21 protein-coding genes and 1 tRNA gene are annotated in these 23317 nt (G+C 70.9%); 12 read left to right on the top strand and 10 right to left on the bottom strand.

All coding sequences use genetic code 11. The annotated features are described in order from the left end of the window. Nucleotides 1–14: 14 nt before the first annotated feature. Complete coding sequence (locus Q5722_RS02170; RefSeq protein WP_305026568.1) at nt 15–527, bottom strand: MarR family winged helix-turn-helix transcriptional regulator; 513 nt, start codon at nt 525–527, stop codon at nt 15–17. Nucleotides 528–647: 120 nt separating this feature from the next. Here Q5722_RS02170 and Q5722_RS02165 point away from each other — a divergent pair, with 120 nt between their 5' ends. Then, entirely contained in the window at nt 648–1445 is a 798-nt protein-coding gene (locus tag Q5722_RS02165; RefSeq protein WP_305026567.1) for an isoprenyl transferase, read from the top strand. A 3-nt stretch (nt 1446–1448) separates the two neighbouring features. Here the strand turns inward: Q5722_RS02165 and Q5722_RS02160 are convergent, their stop codons facing one another. Genes Q5722_RS02160 through Q5722_RS02145 form a run of 4 tightly spaced genes read right to left on the bottom strand, consistent with a single transcriptional unit; the run spans nt 1449 to nt 4636 of the window. Then, the gene (locus tag Q5722_RS02160) at nt 1449–1865 is read right to left on the bottom strand and encodes a Fur family transcriptional regulator (protein ID WP_305026566.1); all 417 of its coding nucleotides are present in this window, start codon (nt 1863–1865) and stop codon (nt 1449–1451) included. Further along, entirely contained in the window at nt 1852–2859 is a 1008-nt protein-coding gene (locus Q5722_RS02155) for a metal ABC transporter permease (protein ID WP_305026565.1), read from the bottom strand. Before Q5722_RS02155 ends, Q5722_RS02160 begins: the two co-directional genes overlap by 14 nt. Next, nucleotides 2856–3701, bottom strand: a complete 846-nt coding sequence (locus tag Q5722_RS02150; protein ID WP_305026564.1) for a metal ABC transporter ATP-binding protein — start codon at nt 3699–3701, stop codon at nt 2856–2858. The genes Q5722_RS02155 and Q5722_RS02150 overlap by 4 nt, the downstream gene beginning before the upstream one ends. Beyond that, on the bottom strand, nt 3698–4636 hold the full coding sequence (locus tag Q5722_RS02145; protein ID WP_305026563.1) for a metal ABC transporter substrate-binding protein: 939 nt from the start codon (nt 4634–4636) through the stop codon (nt 3698–3700). The genes Q5722_RS02150 and Q5722_RS02145 overlap by 4 nt, the downstream gene beginning before the upstream one ends. Nucleotides 4637–4736: 100 nt before the next feature. Between Q5722_RS02145 and Q5722_RS02140 the strand changes: the two genes are divergently transcribed. Further along, nucleotides 4737–5984: a YibE/F family protein gene (locus Q5722_RS02140; protein ID WP_305026562.1), complete on the top strand. Its 1248-nt coding sequence runs from the start codon at nt 4737–4739 to the stop codon at nt 5982–5984. A gap of 9 nt (nt 5985–5993) precedes the next feature. Here the strand turns inward: Q5722_RS02140 and Q5722_RS02135 are convergent, their stop codons facing one another. The 3 genes from Q5722_RS02135 to Q5722_RS02125 form a co-directional block, all read right to left on the bottom strand. Further along, nucleotides 5994–6545: a TetR/AcrR family transcriptional regulator gene (locus tag Q5722_RS02135; protein WP_305026561.1), complete on the bottom strand. Its 552-nt coding sequence runs from the start codon at nt 6543–6545 to the stop codon at nt 5994–5996. After that, nucleotides 6542–8983, bottom strand: coding sequence for a molybdopterin-dependent oxidoreductase (locus Q5722_RS02130; protein ID WP_305026560.1), 2442 nt, complete (start codon nt 8981–8983; stop codon nt 6542–6544). The genes Q5722_RS02135 and Q5722_RS02130 overlap by 4 nt, the downstream gene beginning before the upstream one ends. 88 nt (nt 8984–9071) lie before the next feature. Beyond that, complete coding sequence (locus Q5722_RS02125; protein ID WP_305026559.1) at nt 9072–11033, bottom strand: APC family permease; 1962 nt, start codon at nt 11031–11033, stop codon at nt 9072–9074. A gap of 107 nt (nt 11034–11140) precedes the next feature. On the opposite strand from Q5722_RS02125, the gene Q5722_RS02120 reads away from it, so the two are divergent. From Q5722_RS02120 to Q5722_RS02090, 7 genes are all read left to right on the top strand, one after another. Further along, entirely contained in the window at nt 11141–12541 is a 1401-nt protein-coding gene (locus tag Q5722_RS02120) for a glycine--tRNA ligase (RefSeq protein ID WP_305026558.1), read from the top strand. A 24-nt stretch (nt 12542–12565) separates the two neighbouring features. Then, nucleotides 12566–13243 (top strand): hypothetical protein, encoded by a 678-nt coding sequence (locus tag Q5722_RS02115; RefSeq protein WP_305026557.1) that lies wholly within the window; start codon nt 12566–12568, stop codon nt 13241–13243. Nucleotides 13244–13290: 47 nt separating this feature from the next. After that, nucleotides 13291–14430, top strand: a complete 1140-nt coding sequence (dusB, locus tag Q5722_RS02110) for a tRNA dihydrouridine synthase DusB (protein WP_305026556.1) — start codon at nt 13291–13293, stop codon at nt 14428–14430. Between the two features lie 170 nt (nt 14431–14600). Further along, nucleotides 14601–15449 (top strand): VldE C-terminal domain-containing protein, encoded by an 849-nt coding sequence (locus tag Q5722_RS02105; protein ID WP_305026555.1) that lies wholly within the window; start codon nt 14601–14603, stop codon nt 15447–15449. A 69-nt stretch (nt 15450–15518) separates the two neighbouring features. Continuing rightward, entirely contained in the window at nt 15519–16451 is a 933-nt protein-coding gene (locus Q5722_RS02100) for an ABC transporter ATP-binding protein (RefSeq protein ID WP_439652468.1), read from the top strand. Further along, nucleotides 16448–17227: an ABC transporter permease gene (locus Q5722_RS02095; protein ID WP_305026553.1), complete on the top strand. Its 780-nt coding sequence runs from the start codon at nt 16448–16450 to the stop codon at nt 17225–17227. Before Q5722_RS02100 ends, Q5722_RS02095 begins: the two co-directional genes overlap by 4 nt. Before the next feature lie 25 nt (nt 17228–17252). Next, nucleotides 17253–18488, top strand: coding sequence for a deoxyguanosinetriphosphate triphosphohydrolase (locus tag Q5722_RS02090; protein WP_305026552.1), 1236 nt, complete (start codon nt 17253–17255; stop codon nt 18486–18488). 86 nt (nt 18489–18574) lie between these two features. On the opposite strand, the gene Q5722_RS02085 is transcribed toward Q5722_RS02090, so the two are convergent. Next, nucleotides 18575–19468, bottom strand: a complete 894-nt coding sequence (locus Q5722_RS02085; protein WP_305026551.1) for a hypothetical protein — start codon at nt 19466–19468, stop codon at nt 18575–18577. A gap of 92 nt (nt 19469–19560) precedes the next feature. Next, nucleotides 19561–20328 (bottom strand): L,D-transpeptidase, encoded by a 768-nt coding sequence (locus tag Q5722_RS02080; protein ID WP_305026550.1) that lies wholly within the window; start codon nt 20326–20328, stop codon nt 19561–19563. A gap of 182 nt (nt 20329–20510) precedes the next feature. Here Q5722_RS02080 and dnaG point away from each other — a divergent pair, with 182 nt between their 5' ends. The 3 genes from dnaG (at nt 20511) to Q5722_RS02065 (ending at nt 23304) form a co-directional block, all read left to right on the top strand. Further along, the gene (gene dnaG / locus Q5722_RS02075; protein WP_305026549.1) at nt 20511–22424 is read left to right on the top strand and encodes a DNA primase; all 1914 of its coding nucleotides are present in this window, start codon (nt 20511–20513) and stop codon (nt 22422–22424) included. 65 nt (nt 22425–22489) lie between these two features. Next, a tRNA-Asn gene (locus Q5722_RS02070) sits at nt 22490–22565 on the top strand. 100 nt (nt 22566–22665) lie between these two features. After that, on the top strand, nt 22666–23304 hold the full coding sequence (locus Q5722_RS02065) for a sortase domain-containing protein (RefSeq protein ID WP_305026548.1): 639 nt from the start codon (nt 22666–22668) through the stop codon (nt 23302–23304). The last annotated feature ends 13 nt before the right edge of the window (nt 23305–23317 follow it).

Here is a 23317-nt window from a genome sequence, read left to right as displayed (position 1 = left end):
GTCGAGCGAGGGCGTCAGGCCTCGGGCTCGCCGTCGGGTGCGGGGGCGGCCAGTGGGTGGTTGGTGATCTCGTCGGGCACGGCGCCGTTGTCCCAGTGGTCGATCGTGTCGTTGAACTTCGACAGCAGCCGGCCGAACTCGGCGATGTCCTCCGCCGACCAGTCGGCGAGGAGCAGGTCGAGCGCCTGACGTCGGAAGTTGCGTGCCTCCATGATCGAGCGCTCGCCGAAGTCGGAGAGGCTGAGCAGGGTCGCCCGCCGGTCGCCCGGGTCGGTCTTCTTCGCGGCGAGGCCGAGCTTGACGACGGCCTGTGCCTGGCGGGTGACGGTCGAGGGGTCGAGGTGGAAGGCCGAGGCGATCGCGCCGAGGCGCTGGGGACCCTCGTCGGCCAGCAGGCACAGGATGCCGTAGCTGGAGCGCTCCAGGGCGACCTCGCCGCTGGCGGTGCTCACGTGGATCGCGTTGCTGCGGCGCATCACCTTGGTGAGCTGCTGCTCGATCACGTCGTTGGGGGTCTTCGGCTCCACGGTTCCTCTTCGCAGTGTGAAGGTCACGGTTGGATAACAGTGTGCACGAACGAAGTTACTCCTGCGTCACATCGCCCGCGTGGTGAATCGCCGAAGAGGGTGCCCCCTAAAGTGAGGCCTGTGCCTCATCCTTACGCCACGCCCCAGCCGCACGCCTCGGGTGTGAAGCCGCCGCCGATTCCGGCGGAGCTGGTCCCCGAGCACGTCGCGATCGTCATGGACGGCAACGGACGCTGGGCGAAGGAGCGTGGACTGCCGCGCAACGCCGGCCACGCACAGGGCGAGTTCGCGCTCTTCGACGTGATGGAGGGTGCGATCGAGCTGGGCATCAAGGCGGTCACCGTCTACGCCTTCTCGACCGAGAACTGGTCGCGCTCGCCCGAGGAGGTCCGCTATCTCATGGGCTTCAACCGCGATGTCGTGCGTCGCCGCCGCGACGAGATGCACGCCCTCGGCGTACGGGTCCGGTGGGCGGGTCGCGCGCCACGGCTGTGGAAGTCGGTCCTGAAGGAGCTCCGCATCGCGGAGGAGATGACGAAGGACAACGACGTCCTCACCCTCACGATGTGCATCAACTACGGCGGACGCCCCGAGCTCGTCGACGCCACGCGGGCGATCGCCCGGCTCGCAGCAGCGGGGAAGATCAACCCCGAGAAGATCGACGAGAAGACGATCGCCCAGCACCTCTACGTGCCGGAGTTCCCCGATGCCGACCTGATCTGGCGTACGTCGGGGGAGCAGCGCCTCTCCAACTTCCTGACCTGGCAGTCCGCGTACGCCGAGTTCGTCTTCACCGACGTGCTCTGGCCCGACGTCGACCGGCGCCACCTGTGGGCGGCGTGCGACCAGTACGCCCGGCGCGACCGCCGCTACGGCGGCGCGGTGCCCAACGAGGTCGCCGGCACCGTCGTCGAGTAGGACTCAGCCCGCGCACGCCCGGCAGGTGCCGAACAGCTCCAGCGTGTGCGCGATGTCCGCATAGCCGTGCTCGGCCGCGATCGCGCGCGTCCAGCGCTCCACGGCCGGGCCCTCCACCTCGACGGTGGCACCGCACGAGCGGCAGACCAGGTGGTGGTGGTGCGTCGCCGAGCAACGGCGGTAGATCGCCTCGCCGTCCTCGGTGCGCAGCATGTCCACCTCACCGCTCTCGCTGAGCAGCTGGAGCGTGCGATAGACGGTCGCGAGGCCGACCTTCTCGTCACGCTCGGTGAGCAGCGCGTGGATGTCCTGCGCGCTGCGGAAGTCGTCGAAGCTGGCCAGCGCGTCGGCGACCGCCCGGCGCTGCCGGGTGGGCCGGACGGCGGGCGCGGCGGCGTGGCCGTGCTCAGTGCTCGTCATAGTGCTCTCCGTGCGCTGCGTGGCGGTGGCCGTCGTGGATGTAGTCGACGTGGTCGCCGTGCGGGACGGCCGGGTGGCCGCAGTCCTCGCCGTGCTCGTGCGGGTGCTCGCCGATGACCTCGTGTGCGAGCGGGTCGAGCGGCGCGAACGGCTCCACCTGCCGACGCCTGCGCCGCAGCACCACGCCGAGGGGCCACGACAGGGCGAACAGTGCGAGGGCGACCAGGACGATGGTCGGGCCGGGGGCGACGTCCGCCAGGTCCGAGAGGTACGCCGACGCCACCAGGCCGCCGATCGCCGAGAGCACGCCGATCCCCATCGCCGCGGTCAGCGTCGTGCGGAAGGAGCGGGTGACCTGCTGGGCCGTCGCCACGGGCACGACCATGAGGGCCGAGACGAGCAGCAGGCCGACGGTGCGCATCGCGACCGTGACCGTGACCGCCGCCAGCACGGCGATCAGCACGTTGTAGAAGCGCACGCGCAGACCGGCCACGCGCGCGAAGTCGGCGTCCTGTGTCACCGCGAAGAGCTGAGGCCCGAGCCCGATGCAGAGCACGAGCACGGTGGCGGCCAGGGCGACGGTGGCCACGACGTCCGAGGTGTCGATGCTGAGCAGCGAACCGAAGAGGTAGGCCTGGAGGCTCTGGGCGCTCTGCCCGGCGATGCCGGTGATCATGACGCCACCGGCCAGGCCGCCGTAGAAGAGCAGCGCGAGGGCGACGTCGCCGTTGGTGGTGCCCCGCTCGCGGATCAGCTCGATGACCACGGCCCCCGCCACCGCCACGCCGACCGCGGTCCAGGTCGGCGAGGCGCCGGTCAGCAGGCCGAGTGCGACACCGGTGACGGCGACGTGGCCGATGCCGTCGCCCATGAGGGCGAGGCGCTTCTGCACCAGGTAGGTGCCGATCGCGGGTGCTGCCAGGCCCGTGAAGAGCGCGGCGACGAGCGCGCGCAGCATGAACGGCAGGGTCAGCACGGAGAGGATGTCGCTCATCGGCCCGCCTCCGGGGTCTCGCGAGGGTCGAGAGGCGAGGCGACCTGGGGCCGGTGCGGCTTGGCCGGTTCGCCCTCCGGGTGGTGGTGCGTGTGGATCTCGCCGAAGAGCGGACCGTGGACCTCGTGGTCGGCGAGCGGGGCGCCGTCGTACGCCACCCGGCCGTCGCGCATGACCACCGCACGGTCGACGAGCGGGGCCAGCGGGCCGAGCTCGTGGGCGACGAGGACGATGGTCGCGCCACGCTCCTTGAGGAGGCGCAGGGCGTCGGCCAGTGCCACCTGGTTGGGCAGGTCGACGCCCGCGGTGGGCTCGTCGAGGAAGAGCAGCTCGGGCTCGCTGGCGAGGGCCCGCGCGATCATCACGCGCTGCTGCTGCCCGCCGGAGAGCGTGGCGACGCCGTCGCGGACCCGGTGGGAGAGACCGACGACCTCGAGGGCGCTGCGGATCGCTGCGCGGTCAGCGGCGTTGAAGGGTCGCAGCCAGCGGCGGCGGGTCAGTCGCCCCGAGGCGACGACCTCCCAGACCGACGCGGGCACGCCGCCGCCGACGCCGACCCGCTGCGGGACGAAGCCGAGGCGGTGGCGGTCGTGGAGGCGGTCGAGCGGGGTTCCGAAGAGGCGGACCTCGCCACCGGTCAGCGGCGCGAGGCCGGTGATCGTGCGGACGACGGTCGACTTGCCGGAGCCGTTGGCCCCCATGAGCGCGACGAACTCGCCCGGGTGGACGGTGAGGTCGACCCGGCGCAGGATCGGCCGGCCGCCCAGGGAGACGGAGGCGTCGCGTACCTCGACGACGGGGCTGTCGTCGACGTGCGTCGGGGCGGGGTCGGGAGTGATCAACAGCCGTTGGCCTTCTTCAGGAGGGCGAGGTTCTGCCGCATGACGGTCAGGTAGTCGCCGCCATTCTGCTCCGCCTCGGAGGTGAGGCCCTCGAGCGGGTCGAGCACGGCGGTGTGGATGCCGAGGTCGCCGGCGATCGCGTCTGCGGCGCGGGGGCTGACCAGGGTCTCGGAGAAGACCGTCGTCAGGTGGTGGCTGCGGATCAGGTCGTGGAGGTGCTGGAGGGTCGAGGCGGTCGGCTCGGCATCGGGGGAGAGGCCGGAGATCGCCTCGATGTGCAGGCCGTACGTGCCGAGGTAGCCGAAGGCGTCGTGGTTGACGACGATCGTGTCCCGCTGGCAGCTCGCCAGTCCCGTCCGGTAGGCGGCGTCCAGGTCGACGAGGTCGGACCGGAGGGCGGCGGCGTTGCGGGTGTACTCCCGGGCGTGCTCGGGGTCGACCGTGCCGAGCTCCTTCGCGAGGGCGTCGCCCAGGGAGGCCATGCGCAGCGGGTCCTGCCAGAAGTGGGGGTCGAGGTCGCCGTGCTCCTCGCCGTCGGCCTCGTGGCCGTGTGGATCGGGCGCAGGCAGGAGGTCGACGTGGGCGGCGGCGTCGACCGACGGGCCCGTGCGGTTGTCGTCCACCGCCGCGTCGACCGCTGCCTGGAAGTGGGCCTCGTAGACGACGAGGTCGGCCTTCGCGACCTCGGCGACCTGGTGGACCGAGAGCTCGAGGTCGTGCGGCTCCTTGCCCGGCTGGGTCAGGTTGGTGACGTCGGCGTTCCCGCCCGTCACGCGCTCGACGGCGTACTGCAGCGGGTAGAAGGCTGCGACGACCTGGAGACGACCGGACCCCGGGGAGTCGACGCCGCACGCAGCCAGGCCGGACGCCGCGCTGACGGCAAGGATCGTCGCGAGGAGCGGGCGGGCAGCGGTGCGCGTGACAGGCGAGAACATGAGAACAATTCTCACTCGATTTGAGAATCGTTGTCAACTGTTGGCGTTCCGGCCGCCGGGTCTCGTCGGCGGGTTCGGGCCAGGTGGCAGGCTTCGCGCCATGGCGCACACGCACGGTCACTCCCACGCGCACTCGCACGGGCACTCCCACGGGCACGATGCGGCCGCCTTCGCGGACGTGCGCACGGCGGCGACGCCGCGCCGGGCCCTCTTCGCCTTCCTCGTCCTCGCGGCGATCGCCACGGTGGTCGGGCTGGTCCAGCTCTGGCCAGACGGCCACCGGCCCCATGCGCAGTACGCCGCCACCGGCGTGACCTACCCGTCGGCGACCGTCGTGGACGCGCACCGTCCGTGCCCCGTCATCGACCCGAACGCCGATCCGGCCGACGCGCCGACCATGCCCCAGGGCTGTGACGGCCTCACCGTCAAGCTCGCCGACGGGACGAAGGTCGACGTGCAGGCGGAGCCGGGAGCCACGCGGTCGGGCCTGCGCGCGGGCGACCGGGTGACGCTGGCCAAGGTGCCGACCCCGGACGGCACGACGGTCTACTCCTACTTCGGCACCCAGCGCAGCGTGCCGGTCGGCCTGCTCCTCGCGGCGTTCGTGCTGGTGGTGCTGCTGGTGGCCCGGTGGCGAGGACTGATGGCGCTGCTCGGCCTCGGGATCGCGGTCCTGGTCGTCGGCTTCTGGATGGTGCCGGCGCTGCTCGAGGGCCATGCGCCCGTGCCGGTCGCACTCACCGCCTCGGCGACGATCATGTTCGTCGTCCTCTACGCCGCCCACGGGCTGTCCGTGCGGACGAGCACCGCCCTGGCGGGCACGTTCGTCGGACTCGGCGTCACCGCGCTCCTCGGTCTCCAGGCGGTGGGCTGGTCGCGGTTGAGCGGCCTCGGAGCCGAGGCCAGCGACCCGCTGCGGACCTATGCGGGAGACCTCGACTTCCGTGCGCTGATGGTCGCGGCGATCGTGGTGGCCGGCCTCGGCGTCCTCAACGACGTCACGATCACCCAGGCCTCGGCCGTCTGGGAGCTGCGGGCTGCGTCCGCCACGATGACCCGGCGCGAGATCTACACCAGTGCCATGCGCATCGGGCGCGACCACATCGCCTCGGCGATCTACACCATCGTCTTCGTGTACGCCGGCACGGCGCTGACGACGCTGCTGTTCGTGGCGCTCTACGACCGCACGCTCCTCGACATGCTGCTCACCGAGCAGTTCGCCGAGGAGTGCGTGATGACGCTCGCCTCGAGCATCGGCCTGGTCCTGGCGATGCCGGCGACGACGGTGATCGCGGCCCTGACGGTCAGCGGACCCCGCACGCAGGGTCGTCGCCGCGCTGCCTGGTGACCCGGGTGCTCAGCTCGCGAGCAGCGGTGTGAGCTGGCGCGCCACCCGCTCGAGGGGCTCCGTGCTCCGCTGGGCACGCGCGACGAGGAGCGCTCCCTCGACGGCGGCGATCGCCAGCCCGGCGCGGTCGACGGCGAGGTCCGACGCCATGCCCCGCGCCATGAGCGCGGTCGCGAGCTGCTCCTGCCAGCGGGCGAAAGCGCGACCCGCTCGGGCTCGGGCGCCTGCGGTCTCGTCGGACGACACCGCCGCTGCCGCGACGGGGCAGCCGTCGGCGAAGTCGTGCGCGGTCAGAGACCGGCTCCAGTAGTCGACGAACGCGGTGATCGCCCCAGCGGGATCCCCGCTGTCCAGGACCCCGGTGAGGAGGCGCTCGATGAATCCGCCGGCCAGGTCCGTGGCGGCGTTCGCGAGCTCGGCCTTGCCGCCGGGGAAGTGGTGGTAGATCGACCCACGGGGCGCGCCGGCGTGCGCGACGACGTCGCGCAGGGACGTGCCCGCGACACCGCGCTGGCGGAACAGGGCCGCAGCGCTCGCGACCATCGTGTCCCGGACACTCATCCGACGGGCTCCAGGCGCGCCGGCACGTACTTGTGCCACGGGGTCCCTGCCAGGAAGTCCTTGTGGTGCAGGGAGGTCAGCTCGTTGGGGGCCACGCCCGGTGTGCCGTCGGCGTGCCCGACGCCGAGACCGTTGGGAAGCGAGATGTGGCCCGCCTGCATCTGGTCGGTCACCTCCACGACGGCCACGGCCGCTCCCTTCTCGGTCACGACCCGCAGCGAGTCGCCGGTCTCCACGCCGTACGCCGCGGCGTCCTCCGGGCAGATCCGGAGCGCGCCCTGGGCGTCTCGGCGCCGCCACGAGGGGTCGCGGATGATCGTGTTGGCAGTGAACGCCCGACGCTCTCCTGCTGAGAGCACCATGGGGAACTCCTCGGTGGTCCATGAGCTCTCGGCCGTCTTCAGGGCGCGCAGGTGCTCGAGCAGCTCGGGGATCTCCAGGGTGAAGCGCTTGTCGGGGCGTCGTGTGTAGCTCCACGCGTCCGCGTAGTCGTCGACCGTGAAGGCGACCGCCTCGCCGGTGAGGATCCGGTCGAACAGCGCATTGCCGGGCTCGAAGCCAGACCCCGTGAAGCCCGCCCGCGCCGTCGCCGCGGGGTTGGACATGGTGCAGAGCTGGCTGATGCCCCACAGGGAGGCGGTGCCTCGGGCGCCCTCGGGCAGGACCTCACCGAGGGTCTCGTGGAGGAGGTAGCCGGCCAGTCCCATCAGCCGCGGCTCGGCGGCGACGGCTGCGAAGAAGGCGATCGCGAACTGCGTGCGGCCCTTGCGGGCGGCGCGGCGCAGGGGAGCGAGCACCTTCTCGTCGACGGGGTGCAGCTCGCGGAGCAGTCGGGCGTAGATCTCCGGCTCGGGCAGGGTGCCCGGGAGCGGTGGCATCATCGGGCGGCGCAGGTGGAAGACGTTGGTCGGGAAGTCGACGTTGAAGAACGTGCACTCCCACTTCTCGAACTGCGTGCTCGCGGGCAGGACGTAGTCGGCCTGCTGTGCGGTCTCGGTCATCGCGATGTCGATGACCACGCTCAGCTCCACCGCGCGCATCGCACGCCGGAAGGACTCGGAGTCCGCCAGCGAGTGGGCCGGATTCACGCTGTCGATCCACAGCGCACGCATGCGGTCGGGATGATTCCCCAGGCACTCCTCGGCGATCGAGTTGCAGGGCACCAAGCCGGCGATGATGCGCGCGCCCGTCACCGGCGTACGACGGTCGGCGGCGGGGGAGCGGGGCGGCCCAGCCGTGCGGGTGGGCCCGTTGGCGACGGCGGCGACCGGTCCGCGCAGGCGGACCGCGAGGGGTACGGCCACCACGTCGGGCAGGAAAGCCGGCACCCGGACGGCGGCAGCCCCGACGCTGTCGACGGCGGCTGCCTGCAGTCCGGCGAGGGCACGCTGCAGCGGCGACCTTGGCCGGTGGCTGCTGGCGCCGCCAGGTGCCGCGCCGGCGATCGGGGCGAAAGTCGAGTGCAGGAACATGCCGCCCTGCTTGGCGAAGTTGCCGGTCAGGATCCACAGCATCTTCTGCATGTAGGAGTTGAGCGTGCTGTGCGGCGCCTGTTGCGTGCCGAGGTCCTCGTAGGTGCAGACGCTCTGTGCGGCGGCGATCCGGCGGGCGGTGGTCCGGATCAGCTCCTCCGGCACCCCGCAGCGGGTGGCGTAGCCGGCGATGTCGACGTCGGCGAACGCCGCGAGCACGGGCAGCGCACCCGTCGTGTGCCGCTCGATGAAGTCGTGGTCGACCAGGTCCTCCTGGACCAGGACGCCGACGAGGGCGGCGATGCACCAGGCGTCGGTGCCGGGCTTGACCTGGAGGTGGATGTCGGCCATCGCGGCGGTCTCGCTCCGCCGGGGGTCGAGCACGACCATGCAGCGGTGCGGGTCGGCGGCCATCTCCTTGAGGACCGGACGGGTCCGGGGGAAGGAGTGCGACTGCCATGGGTTCTTGCCGATGAAGACGACGACCTCGGCGTGTTCGAAGTCGCCCTTGGTGTGTCCGCCGTAGAGTCGCCCGTCGACGTACATCTCCCCGGTCTTCTCCTGGGCGAGGGCGTTGGAGCGGTACTTCGCTCCCAGGGCGGCCTGCAGCGACTGGCCGTAGGTCGCGCCGAGATGGTTGCCCTGTCCTCCTCCGCCGTAGAAGAAGATCTTGTCACCGCCGTGCTCGTCGCGGATCGCGGTGAGTCGCGAGGCGATCTCACGGATCGCGGTGTCCCAGGAGATCTCCTCGTAGGTTCCGTCCGGGCGGCGGCGCAGTGGAGAGGTGAGTCGGGCGGTGCCGTTCTGGTAGCGGTCCAGCCGCAGCGGCTTCTCACAGGTGTAGCCCTCGGAGCCCGGGTGGGACTTGTCGCCGCGGATCTTCAACAGGTGCCGGTCGTCGACCTGCACCTCGATGCCGCAGTTGCACTCGCACAGGATGCAGGCGGACTTCTGCCACTCGGACACGGTCGGCTCCTCGGCGTACGACGGTTATGACGACTGTCATAGTCGCCGCACGTGACCGTCCGGTCAAGAGTCGGCCGGCGTGTCGGCGTCAGCCGCCGACGTGGACCTGGGGGCGGCGCGACTCGTCCGGCTCGGCCTTGCGCAGGATCTCGTGCGTCAGCGGCGGGATGTCGCCCTCGCCGGCGAGCAGGAAGCGCATGACGTTCTCGCCCGGCGAGCGCTCGCTCCACTCGAAGTAGACGTGGGGCACCTGCTGGTCGAGGTCCCGCACGTGCAGGAGGAAGGCGGCGATCGTGTTCGGCACGGACGGGCCCGTCGCGCGCAGCACCCGGTGTCGACCCACCTGCACGCTGGTGACCTCGACGACTCCCGCGAAGTCGCTCGCGTCGGTGACCGCGACCTCCAGGAAGATCCGGTCCTCGTGGTCGCCGAGGTGGTTGTCGAGCTGGACCTCGGCCATCTTGGCGTCGTACTCGAGGTCGTCGCCGGCCTGGAGCTTGTTGGCGATGAACCGGATGGGTCGGGGGTCGCCGATGGCCGTGTCCACGATCTGCTGGGCGCCGGCGTCCAGGTGGACGCCCTGCACGCGCAGCTCGGTGGCGCGGCGGATCCGGCTGATCACGGAGATCACCAGGATCATCAGCACGAAGACGAGTGCGATGAGGAGGCCCTCGGGTCGGTCGACGATCGTCACGCTGATCGTGTAGATGAAGATCGCGCTGATCACGCCGAAGAACGCCGCGAGCGGGCGGTGGCGGCGCCGCCACTCCGTCAGCGTCACGGCGACGGCGGCCGACGTCATCAGGGCGAGGACGCCGGTGGCGTAGGCGCCGGCCTGCTCGTCGACGTCGGCCCGGAAGGCGAGCGTGACGACGGCGGCGATGCCGGTGAAGAGCACGACCAGCGGCCGCACCGAGCGGGCCCAGTCCGGTGCCATGCCGTAGCGCGGCAGGTAGCGGGGAACGATGTTGAGCAGGCCCGCCATCGCCGAGGCGCCGGCGAACCAGAGGATCGCGATCGTCGAGGCGTCGTACGCCGTGCCGAAACCGTCACCCAGCCGCGAGTGAGCCAGGTAGGCGAGCGCGCGACCGTTGGCCGGACCGCCGTCCTCGAAGGCCTCGTGCGGGATGAGCACCGTGGTGACCAGCGAGGAGCTGAGCAGCAGGACGCTCATGATCGCGGCCGCCGTGGTGAGCAGCTTCTTCGCGTTGCGGATCCGGCCCTTCGGGCGGCGCGGCTTGTCGTCGGGGTCGCCCTTGACCAGCGGCATCACGACGACGCCGGTCTCGAAGCCGGAGAGGCCGAGCGCGAGTGCCGGGAAGACCAGCAGCGAGGCGCCGATGATCCCGAACGGCGCGGAGTGGTCGAGCGTGACGTTGCCCCACCAGTCGTCGAGCAGGGAGGGCTCCTGCACGATGGCCGCGAGCCCGTTGACGATGACGACCGACGAGAGGCCCAGGTAGGCCACGACGATGACGACGGCGATGCCGATCGCCTCGTTGAAGCCCTTGAGGAAGACGGCGCCGAGCAGCGCCAGGAGGCCGAGTGTCACCCAGATCTGGCCGCCGCTCAGGGCGTCGTGCAGGAACGGGTTCTCGATCATGTGGGCCGCCGCGTCGGCGGCCGACAGGGTCATGGTGATGACGAAGCCGGTGGCGACGAAGCCGATCAGGGCCAGGACGAGCAGCTTGCTCGGCCAGTAGGCCAGCAGCCGCTCCAGCATGGAGAGGGAGCCGTCGCCGTGCGGGCTCTCCTGGGCGACCCGGCGGTACATCGGCAGGGCGCCGAAGAGCGTGATCAGGACGAGGACGAGCGTCGCGATGGGGGAGAGCGCGCCGGCGGCCAGGGCGGCGATGCCCGGCTGGTAGCCGAGCGTCGAGAAGTAGTCGACGCCGGTGAGGCACATGACCTTCCACCAGGCATGCGTGTGGTGCTGTGCCTCGACGTGCGCCTCGGACTCGTAGAAGCCCTCCGGCTCGGGCCGGTCACCCTCGAGGAACCAGTCGCGGAGCGTACGTCGAGGCGGCGTCGGCGTGGGCGTCGTCGTCATGGCGCTCACCCTAAGTCCCCACGTGCGCGCGGCCACGCACCGGATCGGTACGCTTCTGCGGCACGAGCCGGCAGCCAGCCGGTCCGCAAGAACACAGGAGAGCCATCGTGGCCAAGCCGCCCGCCAGCACCGTCGACACCGTCGTGTCCCTCGCCAAGCGCCGGGGATTCGTCTACCCGTGCGGCGAGATCTACGGCGGCACCCGCTCCGCGTGGGACTACGGGCCGCTCGGTGTCGAGCTCAAGGAGAACATCAAGCGCCAGTGGTGGAAGGCGATGGTGCAGGGCCGCGAGGACGTCGTCGGCCTCGACTCCTCGATCATCCTGCCGCGCGAGACCTGGGTGGCCTCGGGCCACGTCGGCACCTTCACCGACCCGCTGACCGAGTGCCAGTCCTGCCACAAGCGCTTCCGCGAGGACCACCTGCAGGAGGACTACGCGGAGAAGAAGGGCATCGACAACCCCGATGACGTCGACATCAACGCGTCGGTGGCCTGCCCCAACTGCGGCGCCCGCGGCTCGTGGACGGAGTCCCGTGACTTCCAGATGATGCTCAAGACCTACCTGGGCGTCATCGAGGACGAGTCGGGCCTGCACTACCTGCGCCCCGAGACCGCGCAGGGCATCTTCCTGAACTTCCAGAACGTCGTCGTGTCCCAGCGCATGAAGCCCCCGTTCGGCATCGCGCAGATCGGCAAGTCGTTCCGCAACGAGATCACGCCGGGCAACTTCATCTTCCGCACCCGTGAGTTCGAGCAGATGGAGATGGAGTTCTTCGTCAAGCCGGGCGAGGACGAGGACTGGCACCAGTACTGGATCGACGAGCGCACCGCCTGGTACACCGGCCTGGGCATCAACCCGGACAACCTGCGCCACTACGAGCACGCGCCGGAGAAGCTGTCGCACTACTCCAAGCGCACCGTCGACATCGAGTACCGCTTCAACTTCGCCGGCTCGGAGTGGGGCGAGCTCGAGGGCATCGCCAACCGCACCGACTTCGACCTCGGCACCCACTCCAAGCACTCGGGCAAGGACCTGTCGTACTTCGACCAGGCCAACAACGAGCGGTACATGCCGTACGTCATCGAGCCCGCAGCGGGTCTCTCGCGCTCGCTGATGACCTTCCTGGTCGATGCCTACCACGAGGACGAGGCGCCGAACACGAAGGGCGGCGTCGACAAGCGTGTCGTCCTGCGCCTCGACCCGCGCCTGGCGCCGGTCAAGGTCGCGGTCCTCCCGCTCTCGCGCAACGCCGACCTCTCGCCGAAGGCGAAGGCACTTGCGGCCGAGCTGCGCCAGAACTGGAACGTCGACTTCGACGACGCCGGTGCCATCGGCAAGCGCTACCGCCGCCAGGACGAGATCGGCACGCCGTACTGCGTGACCGTCGACTTCGACACGCTCGAGGACAACGCGGTCACCGTGCGCGAGCGCGACTCGATGGCGCAGGAGCGGATCAGCCTCGACGGCATCTCCCGCTACTTCGCGGAGCGTCTCCTCGGCTGCTGAGCCGGGCGGGTGCACAATGCCCGCATGACCTCTCGCGGACACCGTCGCTTTCTTGCTGGCTCTGCCGCCGTCCTGGCGCTCTCCCTCGGTCTCACCGGGTGCGGGGGCAACGCCAGGAAGGACGCGGAGCCGAGCGCGAAGCCGACGGTGACCGCGGGCGTCACGCTGACCCCGAGCGGGCAGCACCTCGACCTCGGCGAGGCAGCGAAGCTCACCTGGGCCCCTGACCAGAACACCAAGGGGATCGTCTCGGTCGCGGTCACGAAGATCGTGCAGGGCAGCAAGGCCGACATCGCGCGGATCAGGATCACGCCGAAGCCCGAGGACCCGCACCTCTACTACGTGACCGTCGCGGTCGAGAACCTCGGCACCACGGACCTCGGCGGTGTCCCGGTGAGCCGCCTGCCGCTCTTCCTGGACGAGGGCACGGACCTGCTCAACCCGCCGGCGGACCTGCGCGCCGACATGAAGTTCGACAAGTGCCCGCGCGGCGTCCTGCCCACGAAGTTCGCCAAGGGCGCCAAGGCGACGGTCTGCCTGGTCTACGTGCCCACCGCTCCCGTGGACCAGATGATCCTGCAGCCCGCCGTCGGTGACGTGATCACCTGGCCCGGCGAGGTGACCACCCCGAGCCCGTCTCCGACGCCGACGAAGAAGGCGGGCACGAAGCCCCGGCCGAAGGCGTCGCCGAGCAAGGGCTGACAGCCCCGCCGGAGGAGGAAGGTCCTTCCTCCTGCGAGAATGGGGACATGTCGTCCCTGCCCACCCACCTGCAGCTCGGGTCCCTGCGCGTCGAGACACCCGTCGTCCTCGCGCCGATGGCGGGCATCACCAACGCGGCGTACCGCCGGCTCTGCGCGGAGCAGGGCGCGGGCCTGTACGTCTGCGAGATGATCACCTCCCGCGGCCTGGTCGAGGGTGACGAGACGACGAAGAAGATGCTCGTCTTCGACGAGCTCGAGAGCGTCCGCAGCGTGCAGCTGTACGGCACGGACCCCGTCTACGTCGGCAAGGCCGCGGAGATCCTCTGCAACGAGTACGGCGTCGCGCACATCGACCTCAACTTCGGCTGCCCGGTGCCCAAGGTGACCCGCAAGGGTGGCGGAGGCGCCCTGCCGTGGAAGCGTAACCTGCTCGGCGAGATCCTCGATCACGCCGTGCGCGCAGCCACGCCGTACGGCGTGCCGGTGACGATGAAGACCCGCAAGGGCATCGACCCCGAGCACCTCACCTACCTCGACGCAGGCCGCATCGCCGAGGAGAGCGGCTGCGCCGCGATCGCCCTGCACGGCCGCACCGTCGAGCAGGCCTACTCCGGCCAGGCCGACTGGGACGCCATCGGCGAGCTCAAGGCGAGCGTCGGCATCCCGGTGCTCGGCAACGGCGACATCTGGGAGGCGGCCGACGCGGTCCGCATGGTCGAGGAGACCGGCGTGGACGGCGTCGTGGTCGGCCGCGGATGCCTCGGCCGGCCATGGCTCTTCCGCGACCTCGCCGCGGCGTTCAACGGCGAGGAGGTGGCCACGCTGCCTGACCTCGGCGAGGTGAGCGCGATGCTGCGACGCCACGCGGAGCTGCTGACCGAGCACATGGGGGAGGAGCGGGGCTGCAAGGAGATCCGCAAGCACATCACCTGGTACCTCAAGGGCTTCCCGGCCGGCGGCGACCTGCGCCACCGCCTGGCCCTCGTCGACACCCTCGCCGACCTCGATGCACTGATCGCGGAGCTCGACCCGACGGCGCCGTTCCCGGTCAACGAGCTGGGTACGCCCCGCGGTCGCCAGGGTGCCCCGCGCAAGCGTGTGGTGCTGCCCGAGGGCTGGCTGGACGACATGGACGGGCACGGGTGTGTCATCTCCGAGGACGCGCACGACACCACCGGTGGGTGAGCGTTCTCACGCCGCCGCTGTGACCCAGGATGATGCTAGCTGCGAGCAAGCATGGTGAACTGGTCACCGGGTCGCCCACAGGCGGCCCTGCTGCATGACACCAGCCCATGACCCCGAGCTAAGGACGTAGCGCCGTGGCCGACAGCCACCAGCGGAGCCCGATTGCCCGCATGACCCCCCTCCGTGGCCGCATCTCCGGCCGTGCCGTGAAGATCGCCGCCCCCTTCGCCCTCGTGGCCACGCTGGCTCCTGTGGGCCTCGGCGTGGCCGCCGCCGGCGGCGCCCCGGTGCAGGCCGACCTCGGCGCCGTCTTCAGCGCCGATGCCGCCAGCGCGTCCGACGCGACCCGTGCACCGCAGGTCTCCCGCAGCGTGCCGCGCGTCTCCTGGACCCCGGCCGAGGCGGACCGGCTCGCCCGCAAGGCCGCGACCGACAAGGCGGTCCGCGAGGCACACGTGCGGATGTGGACCACCGAGGACCTCAAGCTGTGGTCCGGCCCCGGCAAGGACGCCAACCCCAAGGGCACCGTCAAGGCCGTCACCGAGGTGCTCGTCACCGGGCGCGAGGCCCACGGTCGCGTGGAGATCCTCCGCAGCCGCGAGCCGCGCTGGGTCGAGGCCGGCAAGCTCTCCTCCTCCAAGCCGATCGTCGCTGCCTCGGGCCTGTCGATGACGCCCTGCGCCGCAACCGGCGGCAGTGACCTGGGCCTGACCCGCGACGCGACCTACACGCTGCGGTCACTGTGCGCGGCGTTCCCGCAGATCGCCACGTACGGCGGCTGGGACAACCACGGCGAGCACGCCGACGGCTCGTCCATCGACGCGATGATCGCCGTCTCCGACACCACCCTCGGTTACGCCGTCGTCGACTTCCTGCTCGCGCACGCGTCGGAGCTCAACCTCAACGACATCATCTACCGGCAGCGCATCTGGCAGCCGGGCGTGGGCTGGAAGAGCATGTCGGACCGTGGCTCGCTCACCGCGAACCACTTCGACCACGTGCACGTCCGTACCAACTGACGCGGACCTCACGACGCACCACGCACGAACGCCGGGCGGTTCGCCCGGCGTTCGTTGCATGCATCAGGCATGCTGACGCCTGTGACCAGCGCTCCGGCCATCAGCCTCTCCGGCGTCCGCAAGAAGTTCGGGTCCGTGACCGCCGTCGACGGGATCGACCTCACCGTGCAGCAGGGTGAGGTGGTCGCGTTCCTGGGCCCCAACGGCGCCGGCAAGACCAGCACCATCGACATGATCCTGGGGCTGAGCCGCCCCACGTCGGGCGAGGTCGAGGTGCTCGGGCTGGAGCCGCGCGCAGCGATCGCGCGTGGGCTGATCTCGGCCGTGATGCAGACCGGCGGTCTGCTCAAGGACCTGAGCGTGCGCGAGACGGTTGCCTACACGGCGAGCCTCTTCCCGGGTGCTGCGCCTGTCGACGAGGTGCTCGAGCGCGCCGGCATCAGCGCGATCGCGGACCGGAAGGTCGGCAAGTGCTCCGGCGGCGAGCAGCAGCGGCTGCGCTTCGCGATGGCCCTGCTGCCGGACCCTGCCCTGCTCCTGCTCGACGAGCCCACGACGGGCATGGACGTCGAGGGACGCAGGTCGTTCTGGTCGGCGATCCGGCAGGACGCCGAGCGGGGACGCACCGTCCTCTTCGCGACGCACTACCTCGAGGAGGCCGACCAGTACGCCGACCGGATCGTGCTGGTCAGCCACGGCAGGGTGGTCGCCGACGGCTCGGGCTCGGAGATCAAGGCACTGTCGTCCGGCCGCACGGTCCGTGCCACCGTCGGAGACGCCAGCGGCGTCGCCGAGGAGCTGCGTGCGCTGCCGGGCGTGGACGCCGTGGAGGTCCGTGGCGAGGCGGTGATCGCCCACGCCCGCGACAGCGACGTTGTCGCACGCCACCTGCTGACCGCGACCGACGCCCGTGATCTCGAGATCACCGCCAAGGGCATCGAGGAGGCGTTCCTCAGTCTCACCGGCGACGCCGCTCCGGCCCGCGAGGAGGCCCGCGCATGAGCACGACGACCTACGACCCGGCAGCGCGGCGCGTTCCCGCGATGGGTGGCTTCAACGCCACGCTGCTGCGGCTCGAGCTGCTGCGCGTGCTCCGCAACCGGCGCACCATCGTCTTCACCCTGATCTTCCCGGCGGCCCTCTTCTTCGCCTTCGGCGGCCAGGGCTCCGACGAGCGGGTCGGCCACGGCAACGTGTCGGCGTACATCATGGTGTCGATGGCGTTCTACGGCGCGGCCCTGACGGCCTCGTCGGCGGGCGCGATCGTCGCGCTCGAGCGGGCGCTGGGCTGGTCGCGACAGCTGCGGCTGACCCCGCTGCAGCCGGTCGCCTACATCGCCGTGAAGGCGATCACCGCCCTCGTCATCGGCGCGATCTCGATCACCGTCGTCAACATCGCCGGCCTGGTGCAGGGCAAGCCGGACATGCCGGTGGGCATCTGGGTCGCGAGCGCGCTCCTCACGCTGGCCTGTGCTCTCGTCTTCGCGGCCCTCGGCGTCTTCGTCGGCTACCTGGTGCCGGGGGAGAACGCGATGCAGGTGCTCGGACCTGCGCTCGCGCTCCTGGCGTTCCTCGGCAACGTGTTCATCCCGATCGACGAGGGCAGCACGATGTGGTGGGTCGCGTCCTGCACGCCGATGTTCGGCCCGGCGATGGTCTCGCGCTCCGTGCTCACCGGCGACCTGCCCTGGTACGCCGTCGTCAACGCGATCGCCTGGCTGGTGATCTTCGTCGGTGGCGCCGCCTGGCGGATGAGCAAGGACACCGCCCGCGTCTGACACGCGTGCCCTAGGGTCGCTCCCGATGGATCCCGAGAGCCTGTACGACGCGCACGCCCGCGAGCGCCTCGTCCCCGAGCCGCCGAAGCGCGTGGACGCGCCGGAGCGCACGCCGTTCGAGCGCGACCGGGCGCGGGTCGTGCACGCCGCGGCGTCGCGGCGCCTGGCCGCCAAGACGCAGGTCGTCGACCCGCGGTCGGACGACTTCGTGCGCAACCGCCTCACCCACAGCCTCGAGGTCGCCCAGGTGGCCCGCGACCTCGCCCGCGCACTCGGCTGCCACCCCGACATCACCGAGACCGCTGCGCTGGCCCACGACCTGGGCCACCCGCCGTTCGGGCACAACGGCGAGTCCGTGCTCGACGCGATGGCCGATGCGTGCGGGGGCTTCGAGGGCAACGCGCAGACGCTGCGCATCCTGACCCGGCTCGAGTCCAAGTCCGTGGACGCGGAGGGCCGCTCGGTCGGGCTCAACCTGACCCGCGCGACGCTCGACGCCTGCACCAAGTACCCGTGGCGCCGGCCGGCTCCCGGGGCCAAGTTCGGTGTCTACGAGGACGACCTGCCGGTCTTCGGCTGGCTCCGCTCCGGCATCGCGGGCAGCCGCAAGTGCGTCGAGGCGCAGGTCATGGACCTGGCCGACGACGTCGCCTACTCCGTGCACGACGTGGAGGACGGCGTGGTCGCCGGCCTCATCGACCTCGGGCGTCTCGAGGACCCGGGGGAGAGGCACGCCACCTGGGAGACCGTGCGCGGCTGGTACCTCCCGCGGGCCACCGACGCCGAGCTCGACGAGTCGCTCGCGGCGCTCATGGCGATCGGCAGCTGGCCGACCGGCCCCTACGACGGCACGCGCCGCTCGCTCGCCGCGCTCAAGAACCTGACCAGCGACCTCATCGGACGGTTCTGCGGCAGCGCGCAGGCGGCGACGTTCGCGGCGTACGACGGGCCCATCGCGCGCTACGACGCCGAGCTGGTCGTCCCGCGCGAGACCGCGACCGAGATCGCCGTGCTGAAGGGCATCGCCGCGCACTACGTGATGCAGTCGGCGCACCGCCTGGAGCTCCAGGAGCGGCAGAAGGTCCTGCTCCACGAGCTGGTCGAGGCGATCCTCGACCGTGGGGCGGACGCGCTCGACCCGATGTACGCCGAGGACTGGCACGGCGCCGGGGACGACGCCGCACGGCTCCGCGTGGTCCTGGACCAGGTGGCGTCGCTGACCGACGCCTCGGCGCACGCCTGGCACGCACGCCTCGTCTGAGGACGGCTCCACGCGGTTCCGGCCCGGGACATGCAACGAGGCCCGCCCCGCAGTGCGGGACGGGCCTCGTCAGTGGAGCTGGTGCGTCAGCCGGTGACCGGGACGTCGGTGCGGATCGGCTTCGGGGCCGGAGCCGACGGGACCTGGGTCGGGGTCACGTCGTTGGTGACGTGGCCGCAGGTGGCCGAGGCGACCTTGATCTGGATCTGGCCCAGGAGGTCGAGCTCGAGCGCGGTGACGGTGAAGGTGCCGTCGGCGTTGGTCGTCTGCGTGTTGAGCTTGACGTCCAGGATCGGCGCCAGGGCACCGAGGGCGCCGGAGGAGAGCGACTGGTTGGCGCCGGTCGGCAGGTCGACCGGGAGGCCGAGCAGGTTGAGGGAAGCGATCTTGCCCTCGCCCGTGTGGCCGGTGCACTCGGCGGTGACGGCGCCGACGTTGACGAGGTCACCGAGGTTGCTGAGCGTGTCGCACAGGCCCTGGAGGGAGGTGAGCAGCGTCGGGTCGGAGATGAGGTCGCCACCGGTGAGCGGCTGGGTGACGGTGCCGATCTGACCGATCAGGTTGGTGAGCGAGCCGCCGAGCTGGGCGGTCGTGTCGTTGAGCGCCGTCGCGAGCTGGGTGCACGCGTCGGTGATCGGCGCGAGCGCGTCGGCCAGGCCGGCGTTCTTGAGCAGGCCGCCGGTGAGGTCGACGCTGGCGACCGAGGCCGTGGCGTGGTCGTTCTCGGCGGAGGCGTTGATGACGCCGACGTCGGCGAGACCCTGGACCGGGAGACCGACTGCGCTGTCCTCCTTGAGCGTGCCGTCGGTGGAGACGACGTAGGGGAGCGGGTCGATCGGGATCAGACCGCTGGCGGTGATGCCGTAGGCCGACGACGGCACACCGGCCGCCGTACCCGAGGTGGCGCCGCCGACGACGACGGTGGCCGCGCCAGCGAGGAGCGCGGTGGCGCCCAGGGCTGCCTTCAGCTCACGCTTCATGGTGGTTGTTCCCTTCGTTGCTTTTCTTAAGCTCTGTCTGGACAACGGAGCAAGGTCCGTTTCGTGACGGTCGATTGCCACACGTTTTTCTGCTAGTTCCCATCGATCATCACGAGCGTGCCGATGGGGACCTGCCGCAGCTGGAAGAGCGCCTCCTTGGGCACCCGGACACAGCCGTGGCTGACCGCGTGACCGAAGACCTTCGGGTCGTTCCAGCCGTGGATCGCGACGGTGCCGGGGCCTCCGCCGAAGCTGTCGAGGGTCGCGCTGTGCGTGCCCAGGGGGAGGATCACCGGCGAGAAGCTCTGGGCGGGGTCGGTGAACTGTCCCAGGACGAAGGTGCGCCCGGTCGGAGTCGGGGTCTTCGGTGCCCCGACCGCCACGCGCCAGGCGCCCATGAGGATGCGGTCCTTGTACAGCTCGAGCTGGGTGCTCTTCAGGTGCACCCGGATGACGTACGGCGTGTGGCCGGTCGCCATGAGGCCGGCGCGCACCCACCCCGTGGAGCCGTTGGGCTTCGAGGGCAGCATGATCTGCAGCCAGCCTCCGGCGCGGGCGATCGCGGGGAACCAGGAGTCACCGAACTCCATCGGGTTCAGCTTCGCGAACGGCTTGCCCGCCGGCGCGTCGTACAGGCCGACGGTGCGGTTGGGGTGCACCACGAGGCCGGTCGTGGCCTGGTTCGGGTACGGGTCACGGGGCGCACGCGGGGTGCGGGTGTGGGTGGTGGCGAATCCCTTGTCGCGCAGCGCCGCGGCGTAGTCAGCAGGCTTGGCGGTGTCCTTGCGGTGCTCCTGCACCGTGAACAAGGCGAACGCGAGCAGCCCACAGGCGACGACGGCGATGATCACCGACGTCATCCACGACGCTCCGCGGCCGGCTGCTCCCGACACGTGTCCCACTCCCCATGATGTGTCCGGTCCACCCTCTCTGGACCGCCCGCCATCCTTCCACACGTTCACCCCGGAACGCCCGGTTTCGTGCTTTCTGTGCGGTGCCCGCCGCGCCGCGGCGGGCGGCTTCCGCTGTGTAGGCTCCGCACGTGGCTGGACGGATCCGTGACGAGGACATCGCCGAGGTCCGCGAGAAGGCGCGGATCGACGACGTCGTGTCCGGCTACGTCACGCTCCGCAACGCCGGTGGCGGCTCGATGAAGGGCCTGTGCCCCTTCCACGACGAGAAGTCGGCGTCGTTCCACGTCACGCCGAGCCGTGGCTTCTTCCACTGCTTCGGGTGCGGTGAGGGCGGCGACGTCATCAACTTCCTGATGAAGATCGACGGGCTGACCTTCACGGAGGCCGTCGAGCGGCTTGCCGACAAGACCGGCATCCAGCTGCGCCGCGAGGAGGGCGACGCACCGCAGGGGCCGCGGGGTCCGGCTCGCGGCCGGCTGATCGAGGCGCACCGGCTGGCGGCGGAGTTCTACGTCGACCAGCTGACGACGCCTGACGCCCAGGCGGCACGCCAGTTCCTCGGGTCCCGCGGGTTCGACCAGCACGCGGCGGCGACGTTCGGTGTCGGCTTCGCCCCGCGCGGGGGCGAGGTCCTCTTCCGCTACCTGCGGCAGAAGGGCTTCTCGGCGGAGGAGCTCGTGGCCGGAGGCCTCGCCGGCCTCGGCCGGTCCCACTACGACAAGTTCCGCGGGCGCCTGCTCTGGCCCATCCGGGAGGCGAACGGCGAGGTCATCGGCTTCGGCGCCCGCCGGATCTTCGACGACGACCGGATCGAGGCCAAGTACCTCAACACGTCCGAGACGCCGATCTACAAGAAGTCCCATGTCCTCTACGGGCTGGACCTGGCGCGCAAGTCGATCGGCCTGAGCTCGCAGGCCGTCATCGTCGAGGGCTATACCGACGTCATGGCGTGCCACCTGGCCGGCGTCACGACCGCCGTCGCGACCTGTGGCACGGCCTTCGGTGACGACCACGCACGCGTGCTCCGCCGGTTCCTCGGTGACCAGGACGCGCGCGGCGAGGTGATCTTCACCTTCGACGGCGACGCCGCCGGCCAGAAGGCCGCGCTGCGCGCCTTCGGTGGTGACCAGAACTTCGTCTCCCAGACCTACGTCGCGGTCGAGCCGTCCGGCATGGACCCGTGCGACCTGCGTCTGGCCAAGGGCGACGAGGCGGTCCGTGAGCTCATCGCGGGCCGCACCCCGCTCTACCGCTTCGTGCTCGGCAACGTGCTGTCCCGCTACGACCTCGACCGCGCCGACGGCCGTGTCGACGCCCTGCGCGAGGCAGCACGGCTGGTCTCGTCGGTGCGCGACAAGTCGAAGGTGGAGGCGTTCACGCGCGAGCTCGCGGCGTCGATCGGCATCGACGTTGACGACGCGCGCGCCGAGGTGCGTCGCGCCTCGGCCCGGGCTGCGAAGGGCGGTCGTGACGCCGGCGGCCGCGAGCAGGGACGGCTGCCGATGGGGCAGGGACAGCCGGCGCAGGGCAGGCCGGCAGCGCCCGCTGCCGCGCCGCAGGTGCCCGACCTCCGCGACCCGCGCTTCGCCCTGGAGCGCGAGACCCTCAAGCTCGTGCTCCAGCACCCCGTCGCGGTCGCGAACGCTGCTCGCGACGTCACCGTCCACGACTTCACCCACCCGACGTACGCCGGGGTGTGGCAGGCGGTCGCGGCCGCCGGCGGCCCGTCCGCGGGGGCCGTGGACGCGACCTGGCCGACCGGCCTGCGTGACCGGATGACCGACCCGCTCGCCATGGCCGCCCTGAGCGCGCTCGCGGTCGAGCCCGTGCTCTCCCCGCGCGAGCCCGACACGGCCTATGTCGTGGTCCACGTCAACAAGCTCCTCGAGCTCACGGCTGCCCGCCGGATCGCCGACGTGAAGTCCCGCCTCCAGCGCACCAGCCCCCAGCAGGACCCGGTGGAGTACAACCGGATGTTCCAGGAGCTGATGGCGCTCGAGCAGCGGCGGCGGACCTTGCGCGAGGCCGCGCTCGGCTCCTGAGAGCCGGGCCCCCGATTTCATCTCGCGGCCCTCTGGTTGCTATGGTTTCGCCCGCTGCAAAGCATTCCCCTGTAGCTCAATTGGCAGAGCATTCGACTGTTAATCGAAGGGTTGCTGGTTCGAGTCCAGCCGGGGGAGCCACCACCGCCTCCAGTCCGTACCCCGGGCTGGGGGCGGTTCTCATTTCAGACAAGCGCGGCGCGGCTACGCTGGTGCGGTTGTGAAGTCCTGAGGGGGACCCATGCGTCGTCTGATCGGTGTCGTGCTGATCCTCGCCGGCCTGTCCGGCCTCGGCTACATCGGCTGGCAGTTCTGGGGGACCGACTGGCAGTCCGCGCGGATCCAGAAGCAGGTCATCGGCACGACCCAGCAGGCGTGGGCGCGCGGCAGGGAGCCCCACGTGAAGTGGGGCACCGTCGACGGCATCGTGCGCATCCCGCGGTTCGGCAGGGACTACGCGATCCCGCTCATGGAGTTCACCGGCTACGACGCCCTCCACGCCGGGTTCGGGCACGTCATCAACTCGGCCAAGGTGGGCGAGCAGGGCAACTTCGTGATCGTCGCCCACCGCACCACCCGCAACGAGCCACTGCGCCACATGCCCGACCTGCGGCCCGGGGACACGGTCAGCATCGAGACCCGGACCCGGATCTACACCTACCGTCTGATCACCCGCGGCGACGCACTCCGGGTGAGCTTCGACAGCGGCGGCTGGGTGATGGACACGCTGCCGCACAACCCTGAGCCCGGGGGAGTGGAGCCGCCCCAGAAGCCCGGACAGCGGCTGATCACGATGGTCACGTGCGCGGAGCTCTTCCACTCCGACTGGCGCCTCGCGGTCTTCGGCGAGCTGCAGCAGGTGCAGCAGAAGACCTCCTGACCACGCGAGAGTC

The sequence above is a fragment of the Nocardioides jiangxiensis genome (assembly GCF_030580915.1).
GTDB lineage: Bacteria > Actinomycetota > Actinomycetes > Propionibacteriales > Nocardioidaceae > Nocardioides > Nocardioides jiangxiensis.
Note: the sequence above shows the minus strand (reverse complement) of the source record. Positions and strands in the feature narration are given on the sequence as shown.

Excerpts from the sequence above, each read along its gene's own strand:
- Q5722_RS02160 (WP_305026566.1), bottom strand. The coding sequence starts at position 1,865 with ATGACGAGCACTGAGCACGGCCACGCCGCCGCGCCCGCCGTCCGGCCC.
- Q5722_RS02155 (WP_305026565.1), bottom strand. The coding sequence starts at position 2,859 with ATGAGCGACATCCTCTCCGTGCTGACCCTGCCGTTCATGCTGCGCGCG.
- Q5722_RS02145 (WP_305026563.1), bottom strand. The coding sequence starts at position 4,636 with ATGTTCTCGCCTGTCACGCGCACCGCTGCCCGCCCGCTCCTCGCGACG.
- Q5722_RS02140 (WP_305026562.1), top strand. The coding sequence starts at position 4,737 with ATGGCGCACACGCACGGTCACTCCCACGCGCACTCGCACGGGCACTCC.
- Q5722_RS02135 (WP_305026561.1), bottom strand. The coding sequence starts at position 6,545 with ATGAGTGTCCGGGACACGATGGTCGCGAGCGCTGCGGCCCTGTTCCGC.
- Q5722_RS02125 (WP_305026559.1), bottom strand. The coding sequence starts at position 11,033 with ATGACGACGACGCCCACGCCGACGCCGCCTCGACGTACGCTCCGCGAC.
- Q5722_RS02115 (WP_305026557.1), top strand. The coding sequence starts at position 12,566 with ATGACCTCTCGCGGACACCGTCGCTTTCTTGCTGGCTCTGCCGCCGTC.
- dusB (WP_305026556.1), top strand. The coding sequence starts at position 13,291 with ATGTCGTCCCTGCCCACCCACCTGCAGCTCGGGTCCCTGCGCGTCGAG.
- Q5722_RS02105 (WP_305026555.1), top strand. The coding sequence starts at position 14,601 with ATGACCCCCCTCCGTGGCCGCATCTCCGGCCGTGCCGTGAAGATCGCC.
- Q5722_RS02100 (WP_439652468.1), top strand. The coding sequence starts at position 15,519 with ATGCTGACGCCTGTGACCAGCGCTCCGGCCATCAGCCTCTCCGGCGTC.
- Q5722_RS02095 (WP_305026553.1), top strand. The coding sequence starts at position 16,448 with ATGAGCACGACGACCTACGACCCGGCAGCGCGGCGCGTTCCCGCGATG.
- Q5722_RS02090 (WP_305026552.1), top strand. The coding sequence starts at position 17,253 with ATGGATCCCGAGAGCCTGTACGACGCGCACGCCCGCGAGCGCCTCGTC.
- Q5722_RS02085 (WP_305026551.1), bottom strand. The coding sequence starts at position 19,468 with ATGAAGCGTGAGCTGAAGGCAGCCCTGGGCGCCACCGCGCTCCTCGCT.
- Q5722_RS02080 (WP_305026550.1), bottom strand. The coding sequence starts at position 20,328 with ATGACGTCGGTGATCATCGCCGTCGTCGCCTGTGGGCTGCTCGCGTTC.
- Q5722_RS02065 (WP_305026548.1), top strand. The coding sequence starts at position 22,666 with ATGCGTCGTCTGATCGGTGTCGTGCTGATCCTCGCCGGCCTGTCCGGC.